At 70.4% G+C, this 20,397-nt stretch carries 16 protein-coding genes; 9 read left to right on the plus strand and 7 right to left on the minus strand.

What is annotated here, in order from left to right; genetic code table 11:
- Positions 1–26: 26 nt before the first annotated feature.
- The 3 genes from purF to VME70_03785 all read left to right on the plus strand — a co-directional run bounded on the left by purF (position 27) and on the right by VME70_03785 (position 3,575).
- Positions 27–1,559, plus strand: a complete 1,533-nt coding sequence (purF, locus tag VME70_03775) for an amidophosphoribosyltransferase (GenBank protein HTW19317.1) — start codon at positions 27–29, stop codon at positions 1,557–1,559.
- A gap of 19 nt (positions 1,560–1,578) precedes the next feature.
- Positions 1,579–2,595 (plus strand): phosphoribosylformylglycinamidine cyclo-ligase, encoded by a 1,017-nt coding sequence (gene purM / locus VME70_03780; GenBank protein ID HTW19318.1) that lies wholly within the window; start codon positions 1,579–1,581, stop codon positions 2,593–2,595.
- Positions 2,596–2,951: 356 nt separating this feature from the next.
- The gene (locus tag VME70_03785; protein ID HTW19319.1) at positions 2,952–3,575 is read left to right on the plus strand and encodes a DUF559 domain-containing protein; all 624 of its coding nucleotides are present in this window, start codon (positions 2,952–2,954) and stop codon (positions 3,573–3,575) included.
- A 12-nt stretch (positions 3,576–3,587) separates the two neighbouring features.
- Here VME70_03785 and VME70_03790 read toward each other — a convergent pair whose 3' ends face one another.
- Complete coding sequence (locus VME70_03790) at positions 3,588–3,878, minus strand: DUF3073 domain-containing protein (GenBank protein ID HTW19320.1); 291 nt, start codon at positions 3,876–3,878, stop codon at positions 3,588–3,590.
- A 106-nt stretch (positions 3,879–3,984) separates the two neighbouring features.
- Entirely contained in the window at positions 3,985–5,055 is a 1,071-nt protein-coding gene (locus VME70_03795; GenBank protein ID HTW19321.1) for a Glu/Leu/Phe/Val dehydrogenase dimerization domain-containing protein, read from the minus strand.
- Positions 5,056–5,109: 54 nt separating this feature from the next.
- Here VME70_03795 and VME70_03800 point away from each other — a divergent pair, with 54 nt between their 5' ends.
- The 3 genes from VME70_03800 (at position 5,110) to VME70_03810 (ending at position 7,702) form a co-directional block, all read left to right on the plus strand.
- Positions 5,110–5,970 carry a hypothetical protein gene (locus VME70_03800; GenBank protein ID HTW19322.1) on the plus strand — a complete coding sequence of 287 codons (861 nt, stop codon included), beginning with the start codon at positions 5,110–5,112 and terminating at the stop codon, positions 5,968–5,970.
- 223 nt (positions 5,971–6,193) lie between these two features.
- Complete coding sequence (gene bldC, locus VME70_03805) at positions 6,194–6,397, plus strand: developmental transcriptional regulator BldC (GenBank protein HTW19323.1); 204 nt, start codon at positions 6,194–6,196, stop codon at positions 6,395–6,397.
- Positions 6,398–6,490: 93 nt separating this feature from the next.
- Positions 6,491–7,702, plus strand: coding sequence for a pyridoxal phosphate-dependent aminotransferase (locus VME70_03810; GenBank protein HTW19324.1), 1,212 nt, complete (start codon positions 6,491–6,493; stop codon positions 7,700–7,702).
- 145 nt (positions 7,703–7,847) lie between these two features.
- On the opposite strand, the gene VME70_03815 is transcribed toward VME70_03810, so the two are convergent.
- The 3 genes from VME70_03815 to lat form a co-directional block, all read right to left on the minus strand.
- Positions 7,848–10,028, minus strand: coding sequence for a thiamine pyrophosphate-dependent enzyme (locus VME70_03815; GenBank protein HTW19325.1), 2,181 nt, complete (start codon positions 10,026–10,028; stop codon positions 7,848–7,850).
- 98 nt (positions 10,029–10,126) lie between these two features.
- Entirely contained in the window at positions 10,127–11,686 is a 1,560-nt protein-coding gene (locus VME70_03820; protein ID HTW19326.1) for an aldehyde dehydrogenase family protein, read from the minus strand.
- Positions 11,687–11,730: 44 nt separating this feature from the next.
- Entirely contained in the window at positions 11,731–13,071 is a 1,341-nt protein-coding gene (gene lat, locus VME70_03825; GenBank protein HTW19327.1) for an L-lysine 6-transaminase, read from the minus strand.
- Positions 13,072–13,357: 286 nt separating this feature from the next.
- On the opposite strand from lat, the gene VME70_03830 reads away from it, so the two are divergent.
- Genes VME70_03830 through VME70_03840 form a run of 3 tightly spaced genes read left to right on the plus strand, consistent with a single transcriptional unit; the run spans position 13,358 to position 17,843 of the window.
- Positions 13,358–16,405, plus strand: coding sequence for a hypothetical protein (locus VME70_03830; GenBank protein ID HTW19328.1), 3,048 nt, complete (start codon positions 13,358–13,360; stop codon positions 16,403–16,405).
- Positions 16,402–17,232 carry an ATP-binding cassette domain-containing protein gene (locus VME70_03835; GenBank protein HTW19329.1) on the plus strand — a complete coding sequence of 277 codons (831 nt, stop codon included), beginning with the start codon at positions 16,402–16,404 and terminating at the stop codon, positions 17,230–17,232. The genes VME70_03830 and VME70_03835 overlap by 4 nt, the downstream gene beginning before the upstream one ends.
- On the plus strand, positions 17,229–17,843 hold the full coding sequence (locus VME70_03840) for an ABC transporter ATP-binding protein (GenBank protein HTW19330.1): 615 nt from the start codon (positions 17,229–17,231) through the stop codon (positions 17,841–17,843). The genes VME70_03835 and VME70_03840 overlap by 4 nt, the downstream gene beginning before the upstream one ends.
- Before the next feature lie 83 nt (positions 17,844–17,926).
- Here the strand turns inward: VME70_03840 and VME70_03845 are convergent, their stop codons facing one another.
- Entirely contained in the window at positions 17,927–19,144 is a 1,218-nt protein-coding gene (locus VME70_03845) for a hypothetical protein (GenBank protein ID HTW19331.1), read from the minus strand.
- A 103-nt stretch (positions 19,145–19,247) separates the two neighbouring features.
- Positions 19,248–20,183 (minus strand): NAD(P)-dependent oxidoreductase, encoded by a 936-nt coding sequence (locus VME70_03850; GenBank protein HTW19332.1) that lies wholly within the window; start codon positions 20,181–20,183, stop codon positions 19,248–19,250.
- Positions 20,184–20,397 lie beyond the last annotated feature (214 nt).

Below are 20,397 nucleotides of genomic sequence, written 5' to 3' on the forward strand. Positions count from 1 at the left end.
ACACCTACGCAGCCGACGACGAGCACATCCCCGACGAGCAACCTCCGCGTGATGCATGCGGGGTTTTCGGGGTCTGGGCGCCGGGCGAAGAGGTTGCCAAGCTCACCTACTACGGGCTCTATGCGCTTCAGCACCGTGGCCAGGAAGCGGCCGGCATGGCGGTCTCCGACGGCACTGCCGTTGTCGTCTACAAGGACCTCGGCCTGGTCGCCCAGGTGTTCGACGAGCCGATCCTCGGCGCGCTCTCCGGTCATCTCGCGATCGGCCACACCCGCTACTCGACCACCGGCTCGTGCACGTGGGAGAACGCGCAGCCGTCGTACCGTCCTTCGCCCGAGGGCGGCGGAATCGCGTTAGGGCACAACGGAAACCTGACGAATACCGCTGAGCTGGCTGCGCGCCTCGCGGAGGATCAGAACGATGACCGTGGAGACGAGTCACCGAAGGCGACCAGCGACTCGGACCTGATCACCGCGATGCTCGCCGGGCACTCCGACCTTTCGCTCGAGGCGGCCGCGATGGACGTGCTGCCGCAGCTGCGCGGTGCGTTCTCGCTCGTCTTCATGGACGAGAACACGATCTACGCCGCGCGGGACCGGCACGGAGTGCGGCCGCTGGTGCTCGGCCGGCTGGAGCGTGGCTGGGTGGTCGCGAGCGAAAGCGCGGCACTGGACATCGTCGGCGCGTCGTTCGTCCGCGAGGTCGAGCCCGGCGAGCTGGTCGCGGTCGACGAGCACGGGCTGCGCTCGCAGCACTTCGCGGAGGCATCGCCCAAGGGCTGCCTGTTCGAGTACGTCTATCTCGCCCGTCCCGACACCGCGATCGCCGGGCGATCGGTGCAGGCGACCCGGGTGGAGGTCGGCCGGCGGCTGGCGCAGCAGCACCCTGCCGATGCCGACCTGGTGATCCCGGTACCCGAGAGCGGGACGCCCGCGGCGGTCGGGTACGCCGAAGCGAGCGGCATCCCCTACGGGATCGGTCTGGTGAAGAACGCCTACGTCGGCCGGACCTTCATCCAGCCGTCCAACACGATTCGCCAGCTGGGCATCCGGCTGAAGCTCAACCCGTTGCGCGCCACGATCGCCGGAAAGCGACTGGTCGTGGTCGACGACTCGATCGTGCGCGGCAACACCCAGCGCGCGCTCGTACGGATGCTGCGTGAGGCGGGCGCGCGCGAGGTCCACGTGCGGATCTCCTCGCCGCCGGTGCAGTGGCCGTGCTTCTACGGGATCGACTTCGCATCCCGGGCCGAGCTGATCGCGAACGGCTTGACCGTCGAGCAGGTGTGCGCGTCGATCGGGGCGGACTCCCTCGGCTACATCTCGCTGGACGAGCTGGTGTCGGCGACGACGCTGCCGGGCGATCGCCTGTGCACGGCTTGTTTCACCGGCGACTACCCGATCGAGCTGCCCGCGCCGGAGCTGCTCGGCAAGCACATGCTCGAAGGCATCTCGCGAGTGGTCGAGAGCGCGCCGACGTTGCACGAGATCGCTACTGATCCGGCGTACGAGCCGATGCTGCCGGGCGTCGGCGCAGCCGACGCGCTCCAGCGGCCGTAGAGCTGGGGACCACCTCCGCATGACCGGGGAAGTCGAGGGGTCGGCGACGTACGCCGCGGCCGGCGTCGACATCGCGGCCGGTGATCGTGCGGTCGAGCTGATCAAGTCGCGCCTCACGTCGACCCGTGCCGAGGTGGTTGGTGGCCTCGGCGGTTTTGCCGGGCTGTTCCGCATCGACGCGGACCGCCTGCTCGCCACGTCGACCGACGGTGTCGGCACGAAGGTCGCGATCGCCCAGGCGATGGACCGCCACGACACGATCGGGCACGACCTCGTCGGCATGGTGGTCGACGACATCGTCGTGTGCGGCGCCGAGCCGCTGTTCATGACCGACTACATCGCCTGCGGCAAGGTGGTGCCGGAGCGGATCGCGGACATCGTCGCGGGCATCGACGCCGGCTGCGCTCTCGCCGGGTGCGCGCTGATCGGGGGCGAGACTGCTGAGCACCCGGGCCTGCTCGCCCCGGACGACTACGACCTCGCGGGCGCGGCGACCGGGATGGTGCGCGCGGACGCGCTGCTCGGCCCCGACCGCGTGCGAGCGGGTGACGTCGTCATCGCGATGGGCTCGAGCGGGCTGCATGCCAACGGCTATTCCCTCGCGCGGCACGTGCTGCTGGTCGTGAGCAAGCTCTCGCTCGACTCGACCGCGGATCTCGGCGAAGCGCTCGGCGACGTGCTGCTCACACCGACCCGGATCTACGCCAAGGACTGCTTGGCGCTTGCGGTCACGGTCGAGGTTCACGCGTTCGCGCACGTCACCGGCGGCGGGCTGACCGCGAACCTGCAGCGCGTTCTGCCGCCTGACTCGGCTGCCGTGATCGACCGTACGACGTGGACCCCGGGGCCGATCTTCGATCTGATTGCCGACCGCGGCAACGTGAGCGCGGAGGAGATGGAGCGCACCTTCAACCTCGGGGTGGGGATGGTGGCCGTCGTACCCGCTGCGGCGGCCTCGACCGCGCTCGACCTGCTGGCCGCTCGCGGCGTCCCCGCCTGGGTGGCCGGCGAGATCCGCCCGGCCCCCCGTTCGTGATCAAGATCACCGAAGCGGAGGGGCGGTGGCCTGTGGATGACGCCGTCGTCGCGGAGGCGGTCCCGGCATGCTCGCCCGATGACCTCCCGCGCGATCCCCCGGCAACTTGTCTCGGCACCCTTCACGACCGCCCAGGCGGCGGCATTCGGGGTATCCCGCTCCGCGCTTCGAAGCGCCTCCTGGCGGCACATCTTCCGAGACGTGTGGGCGCACACCGCACTTGCCGACACGCGTGCGACGAGGCTCGCGGCCGTTCGGATCGTGCTGCCTGACGATGTGTTCCTCTGCGGCCTGACCGCCGCCTGGATCTACGACGTCGACGTGCAAGATCGCCGAAACGAGCGCATCTGGATCGGGTGTCGTACGTCGCACCGGTTGCGCACCGTCCGGGGTGCCTCACCCGAGAGATCACGGTCGAGGACAGCGATCTGATCGGGCTCGACGGCGTACTGATCACCTCGCCGTTGCGCACCGCCTTCGACTGTGCGCGCTGGCTCTCGTTGGTAGAGGCGGTCGTGGTCGTCGACGCACTTTCGCACCGAGCGGCGATCACCACCGACGAGCTAGCCGGGTACCGCGCCGACCACCGAGGGCTCCGTGGGGTACGTCGGGTTGACGACGTGCTCGAGCTCGTCGATCCGCTGAGCGAGTCCGCGATGGAGACGCGAGTGCGGGTGCTGATGGTGAGGAGCGGGCTACCGAAGCCGACCTCTCAGCTCGAGATCCGGGACCGCGACGGCCGGCTGGTCGGGCGGGCCGATTTCGGGTACAAGGAGCAGCGGCTGCTCGTGGAGTACGACGGCGCGTTCCATTGGGAGCAGCGCCGGGCCGATGACCGGCGGCGGGATGCCATGCGGGCCCTCGGCTGGACCGTGATCGTGCTCAGCGCCGACGACTACTACCTGACCCCGGAAGCGACCGTCGCCCGGATCGGCCGGGCACTCGCGGCCCGTAGCACCCGCCTCGAGGCCTCCGCCTAGCGCGCCGCCCGTTCACCGAGAGGCGTTGTCCGCGTCGGCCTCGTCTTCGTCATCGTCCGCGTAGGCGGCGTACGGTTCGTCGTCGTCCGTGTCGTCGTCGTCCGCTTGGTCTGCGCTCTCGTCGTCGTGCTCGTCAGCGTCGCCGGCCCAGCTGTGGTTGGTGCTCGACGGCGGGTAGGTGCTGGCGCCGGCGCGCTCGGCGGCGAGCTCCTCCTGGAGACGGTCGAGGTCGGTGCCGCCGCTGGAGTACTTCAGCTGGCGGGCAACCTTCGTCTGCTTGGCCTTGGCCCGGCCGCGCCCCATGTGGCTCGACCCCCTCGTGCCCCGGGGCCGACCCGGTGCGTTTCGGACGTATTCGACTAGGAGGATCCGGCGTGGCCGGAATCCCCTTCAGGATAACGCGACCGAGCTACCGGGTGGGAAGCCAGACCCGGCGCAGCGCGCCGATCTGCTCCATCCTGCGCTCGGCCAGCCGGTCGGCGGCCACCGACGGCGGGACGCCTTCGGCGTCGGCGAGGGAGAAGATCCGCAGCGTGGTGTCGTAGATCTCGGTCGCCTTCGAGCGCGCTCGCGCCTCGATGTAGCCCTCGATCTCGTCCGCGACCTGGATCAGGCCACCGGAGTTGACCACGTAGTCGGGCGCGTAGAGCACGCCACGCTCGTCGAGCAGCTTCTCGATCCCTGGGTGGGCGAGCTGGTTGTTGGCCGCCCCGCAGACGATCCGCGCGGACAGCCGCGGAACGCTCTCATCCGACAGAGCCGCACCTAGCGCGCAGGGCGCGTAAACGTCCATCTGCTCGTCGATCAGCGCATCGGGTGCGACCGCGTCGACCTCGGGGTGCAACAACCGGACCCGGTCCACGGCGTCCTGCGCGACGTCGGCGACGACGACCTCCGCGCCGTCCTCGAGCAGGTGCTCGACGAGGTAGTGGCCGACCTTGCCCACCCCCGAAATCCCGACCCGGCGGCCGCGGAGCGTCGCGACACCCCAGGCGACCTGCGCCGCGGCGCGCATCCCCTGGAAAACGCCGTACGCCGTGAGGATCGAGGAGTCGCCGGCGCCGCCGTGGGCCGGCGAGCGGCCGGTCACGAACGAGCACTCCCGGGCGATGACGTCCATGTCCTCGACGTAGGTGCCGACATCGCACGCGGTGTAGTAGCGCCCGCCGACCGCCTGGACGAACCGGCCGTACGCGCGCAGCAGCGCCTCGGTCTTGTCGGTGGCCGGGTCGCCGATGATGACCGCCTTGCCGCCGCCGAGGTCGAGCCCGGCGCACGCCGCCTTGTAGGCCATCGCCTTCGACAGGTTGAGAACGTCGGCGAGCGCGTCGTCCTCACTGTCGTACGGGTAGAACCGGGTGCCTCCCAGCGCGGGCCCGAGGGCGGTCGAGTAGATGGCGATGATGGCGCGCAGACCGCTCGCAGGGTCGTTGCAGAACACGACCTGCTCGTGCGACGCGCCGAGCTCGAAGACGCTCACACCCGCAGGTTAGACCCGCCCACCACGGCACGGTTCGCGTGACAGGATGAACCCGTGCTGGGGTACGCCGCGCATCTTCGGGTCTACGAGCCGATGTCGGGGCTCTCCGACGCGGAGCGCGCGCGCTGGCAGGAGTACGTCAGCCACGGCGACGTTCCCAGCCGCCCGCTGCAGATGGCCCGCGAGCACGAGGTCGCGCTGTCCGCCGTACTGGCGGTGCCACCGCGGCTCGACCTGTCCGTCGGTGTCGACCATGCTTACGTACGCCAGGTCGACGGCCTGACCTACGTGTGCCCGTGGCGGCTGCAGCTGCGGGCCTGGGACGCGCTGGACAGCTTCCGCTCGCAGCTTCCCGATGAGTTGCGCGACGCGTTCTTCCCGCCCGCGCTGACCGCCGAGGCAGACCTCGCCCGCGAGGCGTGGCTGGCCCGTCACCCCGAGCTCAAGGCCGGCATCATCACCTCCACCTGGCAGGTGCCGGTGGCCTGGTTCACGGTGTTCGAGGCTTCCGAGCGACGGCTCGTGCTCGGCGACCGGCGGGCCGTCCGCGATCCGCGGCAGGTCGGCCTCGACCGCACGTTGATCTACCTCACCCAGATGTCCCGGGCCCGCCGCCGGGTTGCGCAGGCGTTGCGGATCGTGCGGCGCGTGTTCGACGAGGGCCCGGCCACCTCCGCGATCGAAGACGTCGGGCGCTGGCTCGAGGACTTCCACCCGCACTCGCTGGTCGAGCTCGACTACGGCGGGCTGGTGCATTTGTTCGACGACGAGGCGCTGTCCGCCGACACGTCGGTCGCCGAGGTCAACGAGTCGCTGGAACGCCTCGCGGCGGGTGACGTCCGCGCCGCCGGCGAGTGCTACGAGCGGGTGGTCGGGCGCTGGCGCGCGGTCGCCGCCCTCGAACACGCCAACTAAAACCCGCCCGCCGGCCCGCTCCGCCAACCGGCCGTGTGCGCCATACGGCGGACGGATGAACGGTCGATGGACCGGGTGCCGCGCCAAAAAGGATGAAATCGGACAGAGCGGGGGACTTTCGTCGGTCCAAAGATGGTTCGGATGGGCCATACCGGACAGAACGCTGAATCTGCACTATGGACCCTGATCGACCGTGCAAACGGTCACCACGACGGGAGTCCTGATGAGCACTCGCACCGCCGATGCCGAGCCGTTGCTCACCCCCGCCGAGGTTGCCACGATGTTCCGGGTCGACCCGAAAACGGTCACCCGCTGGGCCAAGGCCGGCAAGTTGACCTCGATCCGGACGCTGGGGGGACACCGTCGCTACCGCGAGTCGGAGGTTCGCTCGCTGCTCGCGGGTGTCCCGCAGCAGCGCGCCACCTGATCCGCCACTTCCCCCTTCCCCGCGCCGGCTGATCGCCGGCCACGCCGCGTTGCCCTCGCCGGCCGCGGGCGCTTCCGCACGTACTCTCGACGGATGGACCTGCGCCAGTCCGACAAGCTGCAAGGGGTCGCCTACGACGTCCGCGGGCCGCTGCTCGACGAGGCCGCGCGGATGGAGGACGAGGGCCACCGCATCCTCAAGCTGAACATCGGCAACCCGGCGCCGTTCGGTTTCGAGGCGCCCGACGACATCCTGCACGCGGTGGCGCACAACCTGCCCACCGCGCAGGGCTACAGCGAGTCCAAAGGCCTGTTCTCGGCCCGGACCGCGGTCGAGCAGTACTACCAGCTCAACGGGCTCGAGTCGGTCGGCGTCGAGGACATCTATCTCGGCAACGGGGTCAGCGAGCTGATCTCGATGACGCTGCAGGCGTTGCTGAACGACGGCGACGAGGTGCTCATCCCCGCGCCGGACTACCCGCTGTGGACCGCGGTCACGAGCCTGTGCGGCGGCCGGGCGGTGCACTACCGCTGTGACGAGCAGGCCGACTGGCTGCCCGATCTCGACGACCTGGCCGCGAAGGTCAGTGACCGCACCCGCGCGCTCGTCGTGATCAACCCCAACAACCCGACCGGTGCCGTGTACCCGCGGCCGATGCTCGAGTCGCTGGTCGAGTTCGCGCGCCAGCACGATCTCGTCGTCCTCTCGGATGAGATCTACGACAAGATCCTGTACGACGACGCGAGCCATACCGTGCTCGCATCGCTCGCGCCGGACGTCTTCTGCCTCACGTTCAGTGGGCTGTCGAAGTCCTATCGGGTCGCCGGCTTCCGGGCCGGCTGGGTGGTCGTCAGCGGCCCGAAGCAGCACGCGCAGAGCTACATCAGCGGGCTGAACATCCTCGCGAACATGCGACTGTGCCCGAACGTGCCGTCGCAGCACGCGATCCAGACCGCGCTCGGCGGCTACCAGAGCATCAACGACCTGGTGCTGCCGGGCGGTCGGTTGCTCGCACAGCGCGACACCGCCTGGGAGCTGCTCAACGCGATTCCCGGTGTCAGCTGCACGAAGCCGAAGGGTGCGCTCTACGTCTTCCCGCGCCTCGACCCGGCGGTCCACCCGATCGCTGACGACGAGCGGATGGCGCTCGACCTGCTGCGCGCGGAGAAGATCCTGGTCACCCACGGCCGGGGGTTCAACTGGCCCGAGCCGGATCACCTGAGGATCGTGACGCTGCCCTCGGTCGAGCTGCTCGAGGACGCGATCGGGCGGTTTGCCCGGTTCCTCGGCGGTTACCAGCAGTAGCGCCGGCGCGTGATCCGTTCGCGTAACTAGCCGTTGATCTTCGCCTTCTGCACCACAGGTTTCGGTGTGTTTGCGCGACCCGCCGTTGAACCGGTCACGAGGGCGAAGATCAAGACACTTCTAAGCCACGCGCGCCGCGGCCGGGTCAGCGGGCGACGAGATCCAGTGCAGCCTTCTCGATCGTCGCCTCTGAGAGCAGTACGTGGTTGGCCGCGTCTCCCAGCGGGATGAAGCTGTCCGTCGAGGTGACCCTCGCCACGCGACCGGTGTATCCGGCGTCGGTCAGCGCAGTGATCACGCCTTCGGACACCCCGCCGGAAGCCCGCGTCTCGTCGACGACGAGCGCCCGACCGGTTGCGGCGGCCTCGCGCAGGATGTCGCCGGCCGGTAGCGGCGCGATCCAGCGCAGGTCGACGACCCGCGCACGCACCCCGCTGTCGGCCAGCCGGCGCGCGACGCGCAACGACATCGGGACGCCGTTGCCGAATGTCAGCATCGTGAGGTCGGCACCGTCGCCGTACACGCGGGCGCGTCCGATCGGTGCGTGCGCGTCGGGCCACTGCGAAGGCGGGGCGTACGACGACAACCAGGCGGCGTCGCCCGGCTCGTACAGGTCGCGCGTGTGGTAGAGCGCGATCGGCTCGAGGAACACCGACACCGTGCCGTCCACTTCCGCGGCTGCGATGCAGGACCGCAGCATCGCGGCAGCGTCGTCGCCGCGAGCCGGGACGGCAATGACGATGCCGGGAATGTCGCGCAGCACCCCTACCGCGTTGTCGTTGTGGAAGTGCCCGCCGAACCCCTTCTGGTAGGCGAGTCCCGCGACCCGCACGACCATCGGGTTGCGGTACTGACCGTTGGAGAAGAACCGCAGGCTCGCCGCCTCACCGCGCAGCTGGTCCTCCGCGTTGTGCAGGTAGGCGAGGTACTGGATCTCCGGGATCGGCAGCAGGCCGGACACCGCCGAGCCGAGGGCAACGCCGAGGATGGTCTGCTCGTCGAGCAGCGTGTCGAACACCCGGCTCGCGCCGAACCGGCGCGCAAGTCCCCGGGTCACGCCGTAGACGCCGCCCTTGCGCCCGACGTCCTCGCCGAAGGTGATCGCATTCGGGTAGCTCGCGAGCGCATCGGCAAGCGCGCGGTTGATGCTGTCCGCCAGCGTGAGCGGCTCGCCGTCCTCGGGCAGCCGGCCGCCGAAGGCATCGAAACGCTGCCCGGCCGGCGCCGGCTGCGCGGCCCGTACGGCGACCGCATCCGGATGCCGCGGCGCGAGCGGGGCGATCACCTCCTCGACGCTGCCGAGCTGACGGTCGGCGCTGACCTCCCGGGCCAGAGCGTGGACCCTCGCGCGGGTCTCGTCGTACGTCGCAAGGACCTCGTCCGGAGTCCGTACGCCGGACTCGACGAGCAGGCGCGCGGTTGCGAGCAGCGGGTCGCGCTCGTAGTCGGCGGCGATCGCAGCTTGCGACCGGTAGGTGATCTCGGCGTCCGTGCCGGCGTGCGCCATGAAACGGACGACGCGAAGATGCAGGAACGCCGGCGCCCGGCGCGACCGCACATAGTTGGCGGCCGCGATGGTGGCGTTGTAGCAGCCGATCAGATCGTCGCCGTCCGCGCTGAAGTAGCGCAGCCGCTCGCGGTTGCCGTACGCCGCCGCGATCCAGCCTTCCGGTGTCGGCACGCTGATCCCGATGCCGTTGTCCTCGCAGACGAACAGGATCGGCATCGGCAGGCCTTGGTACGACGCCTGGCAGGCCGCGTTGATCGCACCGACCGCGGTCGAGTGGTTGGCCGACGCGTCGCCGAAGCTCGTGACCGCGATGGCGTACGCCGGCCACTCGCAGAGCACCCCGAGCTTCTTCGCCCGCTCGATCGCGAACGCGACACCGACCGCGCGCGGCAGGTGCGACGCGATCGTCGAGGTCTGCGGAATCACGGCGAGGTCGTGGTGACCGAACACCTTGTGCCGCCCGCCCGCGATCGGCTCGTTGACCGAGGACACCAGGCCTTGCAGGACGTCGCGCAGCCCGGTCGACCCGGGCACCTGCGCGGCGCGCGCGAGGTAGAACGCACCGGAGCGGTAGTGCAGCAGCGCCGGGTCCTCGGGGCTCAGCACCGCCCCGACGACGGCGTTCGCCTCGTGCCCGGCCGAGCCGATCGTGTAGAAGCCGCGTCCCGAGGCGCGCAACGCGCGCGCCTCGAGGTCGAGCGCCCGGTTGCCGACCTGCGCGTCGAACAGCGCGAGCGCCGTCGCACCGGTCAGCGAGGTGTCCGGACGCAGCGGCGCATCGGGGCCGACCGGATCATGGCCGGCTCGATCCGGCAGTGCCACGACGGCGCGCCGGAACTGCTGGTCGAGCGCCTCGTCAGGCGTCAGGTCGCTCACGTCGACAACTCTCGCGCGATGCCGCTCGACGGTCCAGGTCAGCCCGGCAGCCGGAACGACTCGTCCGGCACCAGCTCGGCCACGTCCATCTGCGCCTTCTGCAGCCGGCCCGAGTAGTCCCAGTTCATCGCCTGCCAGCGGGTGAACTGGTCGAGCACCCATACGCCGGACTGCCGCGATCCATTACCCGACTTGCCGTTGCCCCCGAACGGCAGGTGCGCCTCGGCGCCGGACGTCGAGTTGTTGATGCTGACCATGCCCGCGCTGATGCCCCGGCGGAACCGGAACGCGTCGTTGGCATCGGTCGTGTAGATCGACGAGGACAGGCCGTAGCCGGGCGCGTTCGCCAGCCGGATCGCCTCGTCGAGGTCGCGGTAGGTCGTGACGCCGACGAGCGGGCCGAACGTCTCGTTGCGAAACACATCGTCGGTCTCGCGCACGCCGTCGAGGATCGTGGGGTGGTAGTAGACGCCCGCCTCCGGGTCGCCGACGAAGCCCTCGCGCGGGTTGGCTGACGTGATCCGGCCGGTGCTCGACGAGCCGAGCACGGTGTGATGCGGCTGGATCCAGCCGAGGAACTCCTCGAACCGCTCGCCGAACTTCTCGTCCAGCATCGGGCCGTAGACCACGGCCTGGGTCGGGTCGCCGACCGCCGCCTGCTGGGTCGCCTTGTCGAAGCGTGCGATGAAGTCGCCGTGCACGCTCTCGTGCACGATCACCGTGCCGAGCGACGTACATCTCTGTCCGGCCGTGCCGAATCCCGAGAACAGCGCGGCCTCGGCCGCGAGGTCGAGATCGGCCGATGGCGTCACGACCATCGGGTTCTTCCCGCCGAGCTCCAGGCATGCGGACTGCAGGTGGCGGCCGGTGAGCTCGCCGATCTTCGACCCGACTGCGCTCGACCCGGTGAACCCGACCTTGTCCACCAGCCCGGCCTCGAGCGCCTGGGAAAGCCCGGCGAAGGTGTTCTCACCGTCGGCCAGCACGAGGTTGAGAACGCCGTCAGGAAGACCCCCGCCGCGGACGAACAGCTCGTACATCGCCTCGCCGCACGCCGGTGAGTAGTCGGCCGGCTTCCACACGACCGCGTTGCCGCAGAGCAGCGCGGGCACGAGATACCAGGCCGGTACGGCGACCGGGAAGTTCCCCGCCGTGATGATCGCCGCAACCCCGACCGGGTTGCGGAACGTGAACAGCTGCTTGTCCGGCATCTCACTCGGCACCGTCTGGCCGTAAAGCCGGCGGCCCTCGCCGAGGAAGAAGTCGCAGGTGTCGACGATCTCTCGGACCTCGCCGAGCGCCTCGGTGTAGGGCTTGCCGATCTCGCGGGTGACCAGCCGGGCAAGCGACTCCGCGTTGGCCTCGACGACCCGGCCGATGTGGGCGATCGCGCGACCGCGCACCGGTGCGGGGACGTCGGCCCACGCGCGTTGTGCCTCGCGCGCGGCCCTCGCGGCGGCGACGAACGTGCCGGCGTCGCCGAGCTCGACCTCGCCGACCACGTCGTCGAGCCGGGCGGGGTTGCGGTCGTCTACGCGGCCACCGGGCGCGCCGCTGACCGGCGCACCCCCGATGACGGACGTGATCGTGCGCGTCATGTCGCTGCTCTTTTCAGTCTTCGGTGGTCCGGGTTGCCGGCGCCTCAGGACGCCAATGATGCAAGCACGCGGTCGACCGCCGCGATGCCGAAGCCGAGCTCCTCCTCGGTCACCGACAGCGTCGGGCGGAAGCGGATCGTCCGCTCGCCGCAGGGCAGCAGCACTACCCGCTCCCCGAGCAGGTCCTTCTGCACCTTGTCGCGGACCGCTTCGGTCGGCAGGTCGAACGCGCACATCAGGCCGCGGCCGCGGACGTTGGAGACGACCGCCGAGTGCCGCTCGCCCAGGTCCCGAAGCTGCCCGAGGAAGACGTCGCCGAGCTTCGCCGCGTGGTCGATCAGACCGTTGGCCTCGATGATCTCGAGGATCCGCCGGGAACGGACCATGTCCACCAGGCCGCCGCCCCACGTTGAGTTGATCCGGCCGGACTTGCGGAACACGTTGTCCTCGACCTCGTCGATCCGCCGCCCGGCCATGACCCCGCCGACCTGAACCTTCTTGGCGAAGGACACCAGGTCGGGCTCGAGCCCGAGCTGCTGGTAGAGCCACGGCGTACCGGTCATGCCGACGCCGGTCTGCACCTCGTCCAGCGCGAACAGCGCGTCGTACTCGTGGCACATCGCCTGCATCGCCTGCAGGAACTCCGCACGCAGGTGCTTGTCGCCGCCCTCGCACTGGATCGGCTCGGCGATGAAGCAGGCGATGTCGTGCGGGTTGGCCTCGAACGCCGCCCGCGCCTGCTCGAGCGTGCGCGCCTCGGCGGCTTCGATCTCGGCTAGGTGGTCCGCGACCGGGAAGATCACCTCCGGGGTGGTGATCCGCGGCCAGTCGAAGATCGGGAACCGGTCGGTCTTGTTGGGGTCGGTGTTCGTCAGCGACAGCGTGTAGCCGGACCGGCCGTGGAAGGCGTTGGTCAGGTGCATCGCCTTCGTGCCGAGCTCGCGCGACCGGCCGGCCGCTTCGTTCTTCCGGCTCTTCCAGTCGAAGGCGGCCTTCAGCGCGTTCTCGACCGCGAGCGCGCCGCCCTCGACGAAGAACAGGTGCGGAAGCGCCGGGTCGCCGAGCACCCGGTCGAAGGTCTCGACGAACTCCGCGAGATGCGTGGAGTACATGTCCGGGTTGGCCGGCTTGGCGGTCGCGACCCGGCCGAGCAACGCCAGGAACTCGGGGTCATCGGCCAGCCCGGGCGGGTTGGCGCCGAGCGGGGAGGACGCGAAGAAGGTGTAGAGGTCGAGGTACTCGGTTCCGTCCCGAGCGTCGACCAGCCAGCTGCCGTGGCTGCGCTCGAGGTCGAGCACGATCTCGAGCCCGTCGGTGAGCAGGTGCTCGCCCAGCGTGGCGCGCACGCGATCCGCGGGTACGTGGGCGGCTCGGCGCTCCGGCATGTGGCCTCCTGGATGATCAAGCGGGATCTCTTCGCTGAATCCTCCAGTATGGCGAAGAACATTCGGTACGTCACGGCGTTATCGGGATGATCTGTTCCAGGCCGAGCCTGCCGGAGCACTGGCGAGAGCTGCCCAGAGCGCCCGGGACGCCCATCAGAGCGTGCTCAAACCCGCCCGCACCCGGCCGGCCTTGAGCCGGTCACGATTGGGCGTCGATTCGGCGGTGATCGTCGCGGGCTCTCGTCGCGGTCGGTCACAGTGCACGGGAGAGAAGCGAGGTCCCGGGGTGCGGCGGTCGAAAGCGTGGGCGTGGGCCTCGTACTCCGCTGCCGGCGTCTGGCATCGGCGCGGGATCGCCGTGATGATCCTCCTGACCACGATGCTTGCCGCGGGTTCCGCGGCAGGCGCCTTCATCTATCGCGACGCGGCCGCGACGTCCGGGTTGCGCGCCCGGTTGGAGGCCGCGCCACCCGCGCAGTCGGGAGTGGTGATCTCGGCGGCGGGCACTCCGCGCTTCGACCCGCTCAAGGACCTCGAGACCTACGTGAGCAGCAACCTGCCGCTCGCATCGCAGCGCATCACCGGTACGTCGATCGCCGCCTACCTGTGGCGGCCGGGACACCTCGTCAGCGACCCGATCAACCTCGTGACGAGCAGCGGCCTGTGTGCTCAGGTGCAGATGGTGTCGGGCACCTGCCCCACTACCGGGCCGGACGTTGCGTTGCCGGCGGGGGTCGCCGCTCAGGACGGCCTGAAGATCGGCAGCCGGCTGCGGATCAACCAGTGGGAGGTCGAGCCGAACGGGCAGATCAACACGACCATTCTCGGGGTCACCATTCACACCAAGAAGGGGCCGCCGACCGGTGTGACGCCGTCGCGGTTCGTCACGCTGGTCGGGACCTACCAGGTCCGGCAGCCGGGCGCGGCGTACTGGATGGGCGCCGCGCCGGTGACGACGGCGTCGCCGGAACAGGCGCTGCCGACCACGGTGCTGACCACTCCGGCGTTGTTCCACGCGATCCCGCTCTACACCTTCGCGCAGGTCTTCGTTCGTGAGCCGCTGCAGGCCTCGCGCGTGGTGCCGGCCGATGCTGCGTCGTTGCGGCACGCGATCACCGTGTTCCAGGCGATCGACAACACCGGCCACGTCGTGGTCACCACCGACCTGCCGCAGCTGCTCACGCTCGATGCCGCGGATCGCAGCACGCTCGGCAGGGTGACGCTGGTATCGGTCGCGCAGCTGCTCGCGCTGCTCGCGCTCGTTCTCGCCGTCGTGTTGTGCGTGTCCTCGACCGCGCGGCGTACCGAGATGATGGCTGCCAATGTTCGCGGTCGGCATGCGCTGCTCGTCGCTGCCGAGCTCGCGATCGAGCCGATCGTCCTGGTGGTCCTCGGCAGCGCGGCGGGGGCGGCCCTCGCCCGGCTTGCGGTGCGGCTCGCGCTCGGGCACTGGTTGCTGCCAGGCACCCCGGTGCCCGTCCTGCCGCACGACAGCCAGCTCGGCGTTGCGGCGGTCGCGGCCGGTGGCATCCTCACCGCTGGCGTGATTGCGCTGTGGGCGGCTCGTCGTACGACGTTGCTGTCGGCGACCGCGGAGCCCGGCAACGCTGCGACCTGGTGGGAAGTCGCGATCTTCACCCTTGCCGTAGCCGGCCTGATCGAGCTCGTGGTCGCCGGCGGGATCCGATCGAAGGCCACTCCGTGGGCGCTCGTGACACCGACGATCTGCGGCCTCGCCGTCGCGTTGCTCCTCGCCCGCGGCATCCCGCCGTTGCTCGGGCCCGTGGTGCGACGGACCCGGCGTACTCGCCGGCTGTCGGTGTACCTGCTGGTCCGAGAGCTGCGGCGCGACGTCAATGCGTGGCGAGTGACCGCGGTCGTGGCGATGGCGGTCAGCCTGCTGGCCTTCGCGGTCGCCATCGACCGGGGCGCGGTCAGGGACCGCGACGATCGTGCCGGGCTGATCGTCGGCGCGGACCGGGTCGTGTCCGTCGACCTTGCGTCGGTCAGGACACTGCCCGGCATCGTGCAGCAGCTTGACCCGAACGGCCGGTGGGCGATGGCCGCCGTGCAGGTAGTGCCGCTCGGATCGCCGGACGAGCGAACCCTGGCCGTCGACGCGCCGCGGCTGGCCGCGGTGGCCGGCTGGTCACGACGAGTGGCCGGGCGCACGCCGGCACAGCTCGCCAAGCTGATCGACCCGATGCGGGTCAGGCCGTTCACCTTCAAGGGCGCGCCGCTGCGGCTTGCCATCGACAACTCGAAGCCGGGCAAGGTCCCCGAGTCGCTCACCCTCGACTACGCACTGCCGAACGGTGCACTGCGGTCTGCGAAGGGGCAGGACCTGCGCGCCGGCCGGCACCACTACATCTGGCGCACCCCCGGATGCGCGGTGGGCGGCTGCCGCATTCTGTCGTTCAGCATTCCGAACCCCCCGCGCCACCAGCCGCTGGACATCACGATCGGCGGGCTCGGCAACGGCCCGTGGATCGGTGACGCGCTCCACCTGCAGCCGGTGCCGATCGGCCTGCGGATCACGGCCGGTCACTACGACTCGGTGCTCGGTGGCGAAGCACTGGTGCGGCGCGAGGCGGCGAAGAAGATCCCGGCGGTCTTCTCGCCGGGCGAACCACTCGTGGTCGGAGTCGACTCCTTCGAACCGCCCGCCCACGTCGTTGCGCGTGCCGCAGCGCTGCCCCGGCTGCTGAACAACGGCACGCTCGTCGACCTGTCGTACCTGTTGCTGGCCGACCGGGGTGCCAATCCTGGTACGACGCTGGTGCAGCCGCAGATCTGGCTCGGAAGCCGGGCCCCCGCAGACGCCGTGGCCCGCATCGAGGCGTTGCACGTGCGGGTCGAAGGCGTCAGTACCAAGGCCGCGGCGATCCACCGGCTGAACCAGCTCGATCCCGCACTCGGCCTCGACGCCTACCTCGCGGTGGCCGCGATGGCGGTGCTGCTCGCGCTGGCCCTGCTGTGCGGGCAAGGGGCGGTCGCGGCTCGCCGGCGGCGAAGCGAGTACGTCGCGCTGGCGACGGCCGGTGTTTCGCGGTTCTCGCTCGGCTGCGGATGGTTTGCCGCTGCCGTCGTACGGATGGCGTTCTGCGTCGGTGCCGGGTCGGCAGCCGGACTGTTCGTCGCCCGGCTGGCCGCCGCCGGCGTGCCGCTGGCTGCGCGCGGCACCCAACCGGCGCCGATCCTTTCCGTGCAGACCGAGCCCGCGGTCATCGCCGCCGCAGCGACGCTGCTGCCGCTCCTGCTCGTCGAGGCGTTCAGCGTGCGCTGGTCGATCCGCACCTCGGGGCTGCGCCGGGCGAGGGAGACCGCGGTATGAAGGCGACCGAGACCAGCCGGGGAGCCGAGGTCTGGCTGCGCGAGGTCACGCACCTCTACCAGCGCCAGGGCGAACAGGTCGTCGCCTTGCGCGACGTCTACCTGCACGTCGAGCCGGGCGAGTCGATCGCCTTGCTCGGACCGTCCGGGTCCGGGAAGTCGACGCTGCTGTCGTTGCTTGCGGGCCTACAGGTCCCGACGACCGGTGAGGTCTCGGTCGACAGCCGCACCATGAGCTCGCGCGACGCCGGCGGTGGCCGGCAGCTGCGCCGCGACCGCGTCGGGTTGCTCGTTCAGGACCCGACCACGGTGTTGCCCCCGTTCGCGACTCCGGTGCAGCTGCTGCGCCGCGCCGGCGACCGTGCGCCCGAACGAACCCTCGCGCGTTACGGGATGCGGCCGCAGGGGCATCAGCGGGTGGGCACGATGTCGGCTGGCGAGCAGCAGCGCATCGCGCTCGCGGTCACGATGGCGCGCCGGCCGGCGCTGCTGCTCGCGGACGAGCCCACCAGCCGGCTCGATGCGGAATCCAAGGCGACGGTCGTCGCGACGCTGCACGAGACGACCCGCGAGGCGGGTACGACGGTGATCGCCGTCACGCATGACCGCAGCGTCGCCTCGACGTTCCCACGCACCGTGACGATGCAGAACGGGCGGGTCGGCCTGGACGGAACGGCGGGCGAGCAGTTCGCGATCGTTGGTCCGGACGGCACGGTGCCGCTCAGCCCCGAGGCGCTGGCCCTGCTCCCTCCGGGTAGCCGGGTGCGGATCGTGGCCGACGCGCCTCACGTCCGGCTCAGTCGCGGTGATGGCGAGGTCGACCGATGACGCTCCGGTTGGACGGCTTCGGCGTACGCGTCGGGGAACGCCGGTTGCTCGAGCCGCTCGACCTCACCGTCGAGGACGGGGTGATCTTGGCGGTCGTCGGCGCGAGCGGATCCGGGAAGACCAGCGTGCTGGCGGCGCTCGCCGGCCTCGCACCCCCCTCGGACGGGGTCGCGCTGGTCGACGACGTACCCGCTGATGTCGTCGACCGGCGCCGGATCGGCGTGGTGACACAGCCGGTCGTGCTCGCGGCGACGCTGACCGTCGAGGAGAACGTGAGCTTGCCGCTGCAGGCGTCCGGCCACCCGGACGAGGAGATCGACAGCGCAACCGAGGCAGTGCTCGCCCAGCTCCGGTTGGACCGGCTCGCCGGCCGGCTACCGGCGCAGCTGTCCGGCGGTCAGCGCCAGCGGGTGGCGACCGCGCGAGCGGTCATCGGCCGGCCGCGCCTGCTGGTCGCCGATGAGCCGACCAGCGAGCTTGACGAGGCTTCGCGTGACCGGGTGATGGACGTGCTGCGGATCGCCGCCGGTTACGGCGCCGCAGTGGTGATCGCGACCCACGACGCCGCGATCGCGGACGCCTGCGACCAACGCCTGATCCTCACCGGCTGAACCCCGCGCCCGCGCGTTCCTCACGTCAAGATCACGACGGGGCGCGACGGTCAGGGGGTCACGAGGGTTGAGGGCGAAGCGGGTCAGCCGGCGCGGTCGGCGAACGCGCTCACCTTCCCGCTGGTCTGCGTGTTGTCGCCGAGGGCGTAACACTCGCCGTGGTGCACGCAGCCGTCGCCGTCGAGCTCGCTGAACCCTCCTGACGGCTGCGCGATCGCGGCCGCCGCGGTGAGCTTGTGCCCGTTCCAGCGCATCGCATAGGCGCGCCCGGTAGCGCCGGCCGACGAGCTGTACTCGAAGCCGATCAGCCAGCAGGTGCTGCTCGAGGAGCATGCGACGTCGTCGAACGCGCCGCCGGCCTGCACGAACGACTTCGGCAGGGTGAGCAGCTTCCACTTCGTACCGTTGTAGCTCCACGCCTCCGGGGTGTACGACGTACGTCCCTGTGCGTCAGGTGCCGCGTAGCCGGTCATCACGCACGACTTCGCAGAGCTGCACTTCACGTCGGAGTCCGCGGCGTAGGCATAAGTGCCTTGGAAGGGCTGTGGCACCGTCATCAGCGACCACTTCTTGCCGTGCAGCCGGTCGGCGTACGTGTGCGAGTCGAAGCCACCCTTCGGGATGAACGAGCCGATCGCGATGCACGAGGTCTTCGACACGCAGTTGAGCGCGTTGAGGCTCGCGCTCTGCGCATCTGACGGCACCGGGGGTGCCTTGGCGATCGACCACTTCTTTCCCGTCGAGCGCTCGAGCAACGGATGCAGCGTGATCGGGTTCACGGTGCTGTCGCCGTACCAACCAACCACCATGCACAAATGCGCGGAAGGGCAGGCGGGATCCAGCAGTTCGTTGTCATTGCCTTTCGGATTGGGTGCGGCGACCTTCGACCACTTGTGCCCGTTCCACTTCTCGAGGATCGGCTTCGTGGTCGTGGCGCCCGCGACGGAGCCGGCGAGAACGCAGTTCCGGGTGCTGCGGCAGACGACTCCTTCGAGCGTGGCGTGTGCGACGGGGGTCGAGACGGCGTGGAACTTGCCCTTGTGCAGGCGCTCAAGGACCGGCGAGACGCCCTTGGCGGTGTTCGCCGATCCGGTCGCCCAGCACATCGTCTTGCTCGGGCAGGCGAGGGTGGCGAAGAAGATCGAGTACGGCGTACCCGGCGGCGTCTGCGCGGAGACCTTGGACCAGTCCAGCGCGGCGCCGGTCGCCGCTCCGGCCTGAGCCGCCAGCAACGCGAGGGTCACGAGCCCGAGACCGCCGGCCCGCCAGGTCCGGCGCGAGACTGATCGAAACGTGGTCATGGCGCTACCTCGCCCACTCCGATCCGGCGGGCGGGGACGTTATCACCGCCGGTCCTGGCGCGCGGCCCAACCGCCAAAAACCTCACGAAGCGGGGGCGCGGGCCTAGGTGCGGCCCAGGATGTCTTCGACGAGCCCGGTGCGCCAGGACTCGTAGCGCGGCTTCCAGCCGAGCTGCTCCATCGCCCGTGTGTTGTCCGCTCCGCGCAGCTTGGTCATGTAGGCAACTCCCCAGCTGCCGGCGGCGAGCCGGGCGAGCCCAGCGGGCACCTTGCGTGGACGCGGCGCCTTGAGCGCGGTGGCGACCTCGGGGATCCAGACGTGCGCCGGCGTCGGATCGCTGTCCACGACGTTGAAGGCTCCGGTCGCGGACGAGTCGAGCGCGGCGAGCACCGAGGTCGCCGCGTCGTAGGTGTGGGTGAAGGAGAACACCGCGCCTCCGCCGCCGACGATCGGCAGCTTGCCTGCACGCAGGGCGAGGATCACCCCGCCGTTGCTGGCGAAGCTCGTACCCGGCCCGTAGAGATGGCCGAACCGGAGTACGACGCCGCTCGCGCCCAGCACCTGTTGCTCGAGCTCGCGCAGCGCGGCGAAGGTGTCGACGGCGGGCTTCGGCGGCGTGGTCCACAGGGGCGCGTCTTCGTCGGCGAGGTCGGGCGCCGGCTCGTAGCCGAACGCGATGCTCTGCGCGATGACCCGGTGCACGCCGTGCTGTGCCGCCGCGCGCAGCAGGTGCCGGGTGCCCTCGCGGCGCAGCCGGTCGGTGGCCGCGAACTGCGTCGCGAAGCGACGTGGGTTGAGGTCGCGGGGTATGGCGGTCGCCATGTGGATGATCGCCTCGGGCTCGACCCGCTCGGTTGCCTGCATGACCTGGCCGGCGTCGAGCAGGTCCCCGATGATCGCCGTACCGCCGAGGTCCCGCACGCGGCCCGGCCCGCGATCCGGGCGGATCAGGCCGAAGACCTGATGGCCGTTCGCAGCGAGCAGCGGCGTCAGCTGGCGGCCGATCGCACCGGTCGCGCCGGCGAGCAGGACGCGCATGCGGTTCGCTCCTCGGTCAGTGGCGGCCCGGCGCTGGTCGACGCCCTCGTGCAGGTCTGCCTCACCTCGATTGTTACGGGCTCGGCGCGGAATATCACGGACACTCGCCTTGTCGACAATGGTGAGGCGAAGCGGCCGGAGGTCGAGCAGGTGAGCGGTGGCGGGGCAACGAGCGGTTCGGGACAAGGCACGGCGCCTGAGCGTGGTCGGGTCA

This window comes from Mycobacteriales bacterium (assembly GCA_035504215.1).
GTDB lineage: Bacteria > Actinomycetota > Actinomycetes > JAFAQI01 > JAFAQI01 > DATAUK01.

What these genes read in the sequence shown, in the direction of transcription:
- purM (HTW19318.1), top strand. Translation starts at nt 1,579, where the DNA reads ATGACCGGGGAAGTCGAGGGGTCGGCGACGTACGCCGCGGCCGGCGTC.
- VME70_03845 (HTW19331.1), bottom strand. Translation starts at nt 19,144, where the DNA reads ATGACCACGTTTCGATCAGTCTCGCGCCGGACCTGGCGGGCCGGCGGT.
- VME70_03840 (HTW19330.1), top strand. Translation starts at nt 17,229, where the DNA reads ATGACGCTCCGGTTGGACGGCTTCGGCGTACGCGTCGGGGAACGCCGG.
- VME70_03835 (HTW19329.1), top strand. Translation starts at nt 16,402, where the DNA reads ATGAAGGCGACCGAGACCAGCCGGGGAGCCGAGGTCTGGCTGCGCGAG.
- VME70_03820 (HTW19326.1), bottom strand. Translation starts at nt 11,686, where the DNA reads ATGACGCGCACGATCACGTCCGTCATCGGGGGTGCGCCGGTCAGCGGC.
- bldC (HTW19323.1), top strand. Translation starts at nt 6,194, where the DNA reads ATGAGCACTCGCACCGCCGATGCCGAGCCGTTGCTCACCCCCGCCGAG.
- VME70_03850 (HTW19332.1), bottom strand. Translation starts at nt 20,183, where the DNA reads ATGCGCGTCCTGCTCGCCGGCGCGACCGGTGCGATCGGCCGCCAGCTG.
- lat (HTW19327.1), bottom strand. Translation starts at nt 13,071, where the DNA reads ATGCCGGAGCGCCGAGCCGCCCACGTACCCGCGGATCGCGTGCGCGCC.
- VME70_03810 (HTW19324.1), top strand. Translation starts at nt 6,491, where the DNA reads ATGGACCTGCGCCAGTCCGACAAGCTGCAAGGGGTCGCCTACGACGTC.
- VME70_03790 (HTW19320.1), bottom strand. Translation starts at nt 3,878, where the DNA reads ATGGGGCGCGGCCGGGCCAAGGCCAAGCAGACGAAGGTTGCCCGCCAG.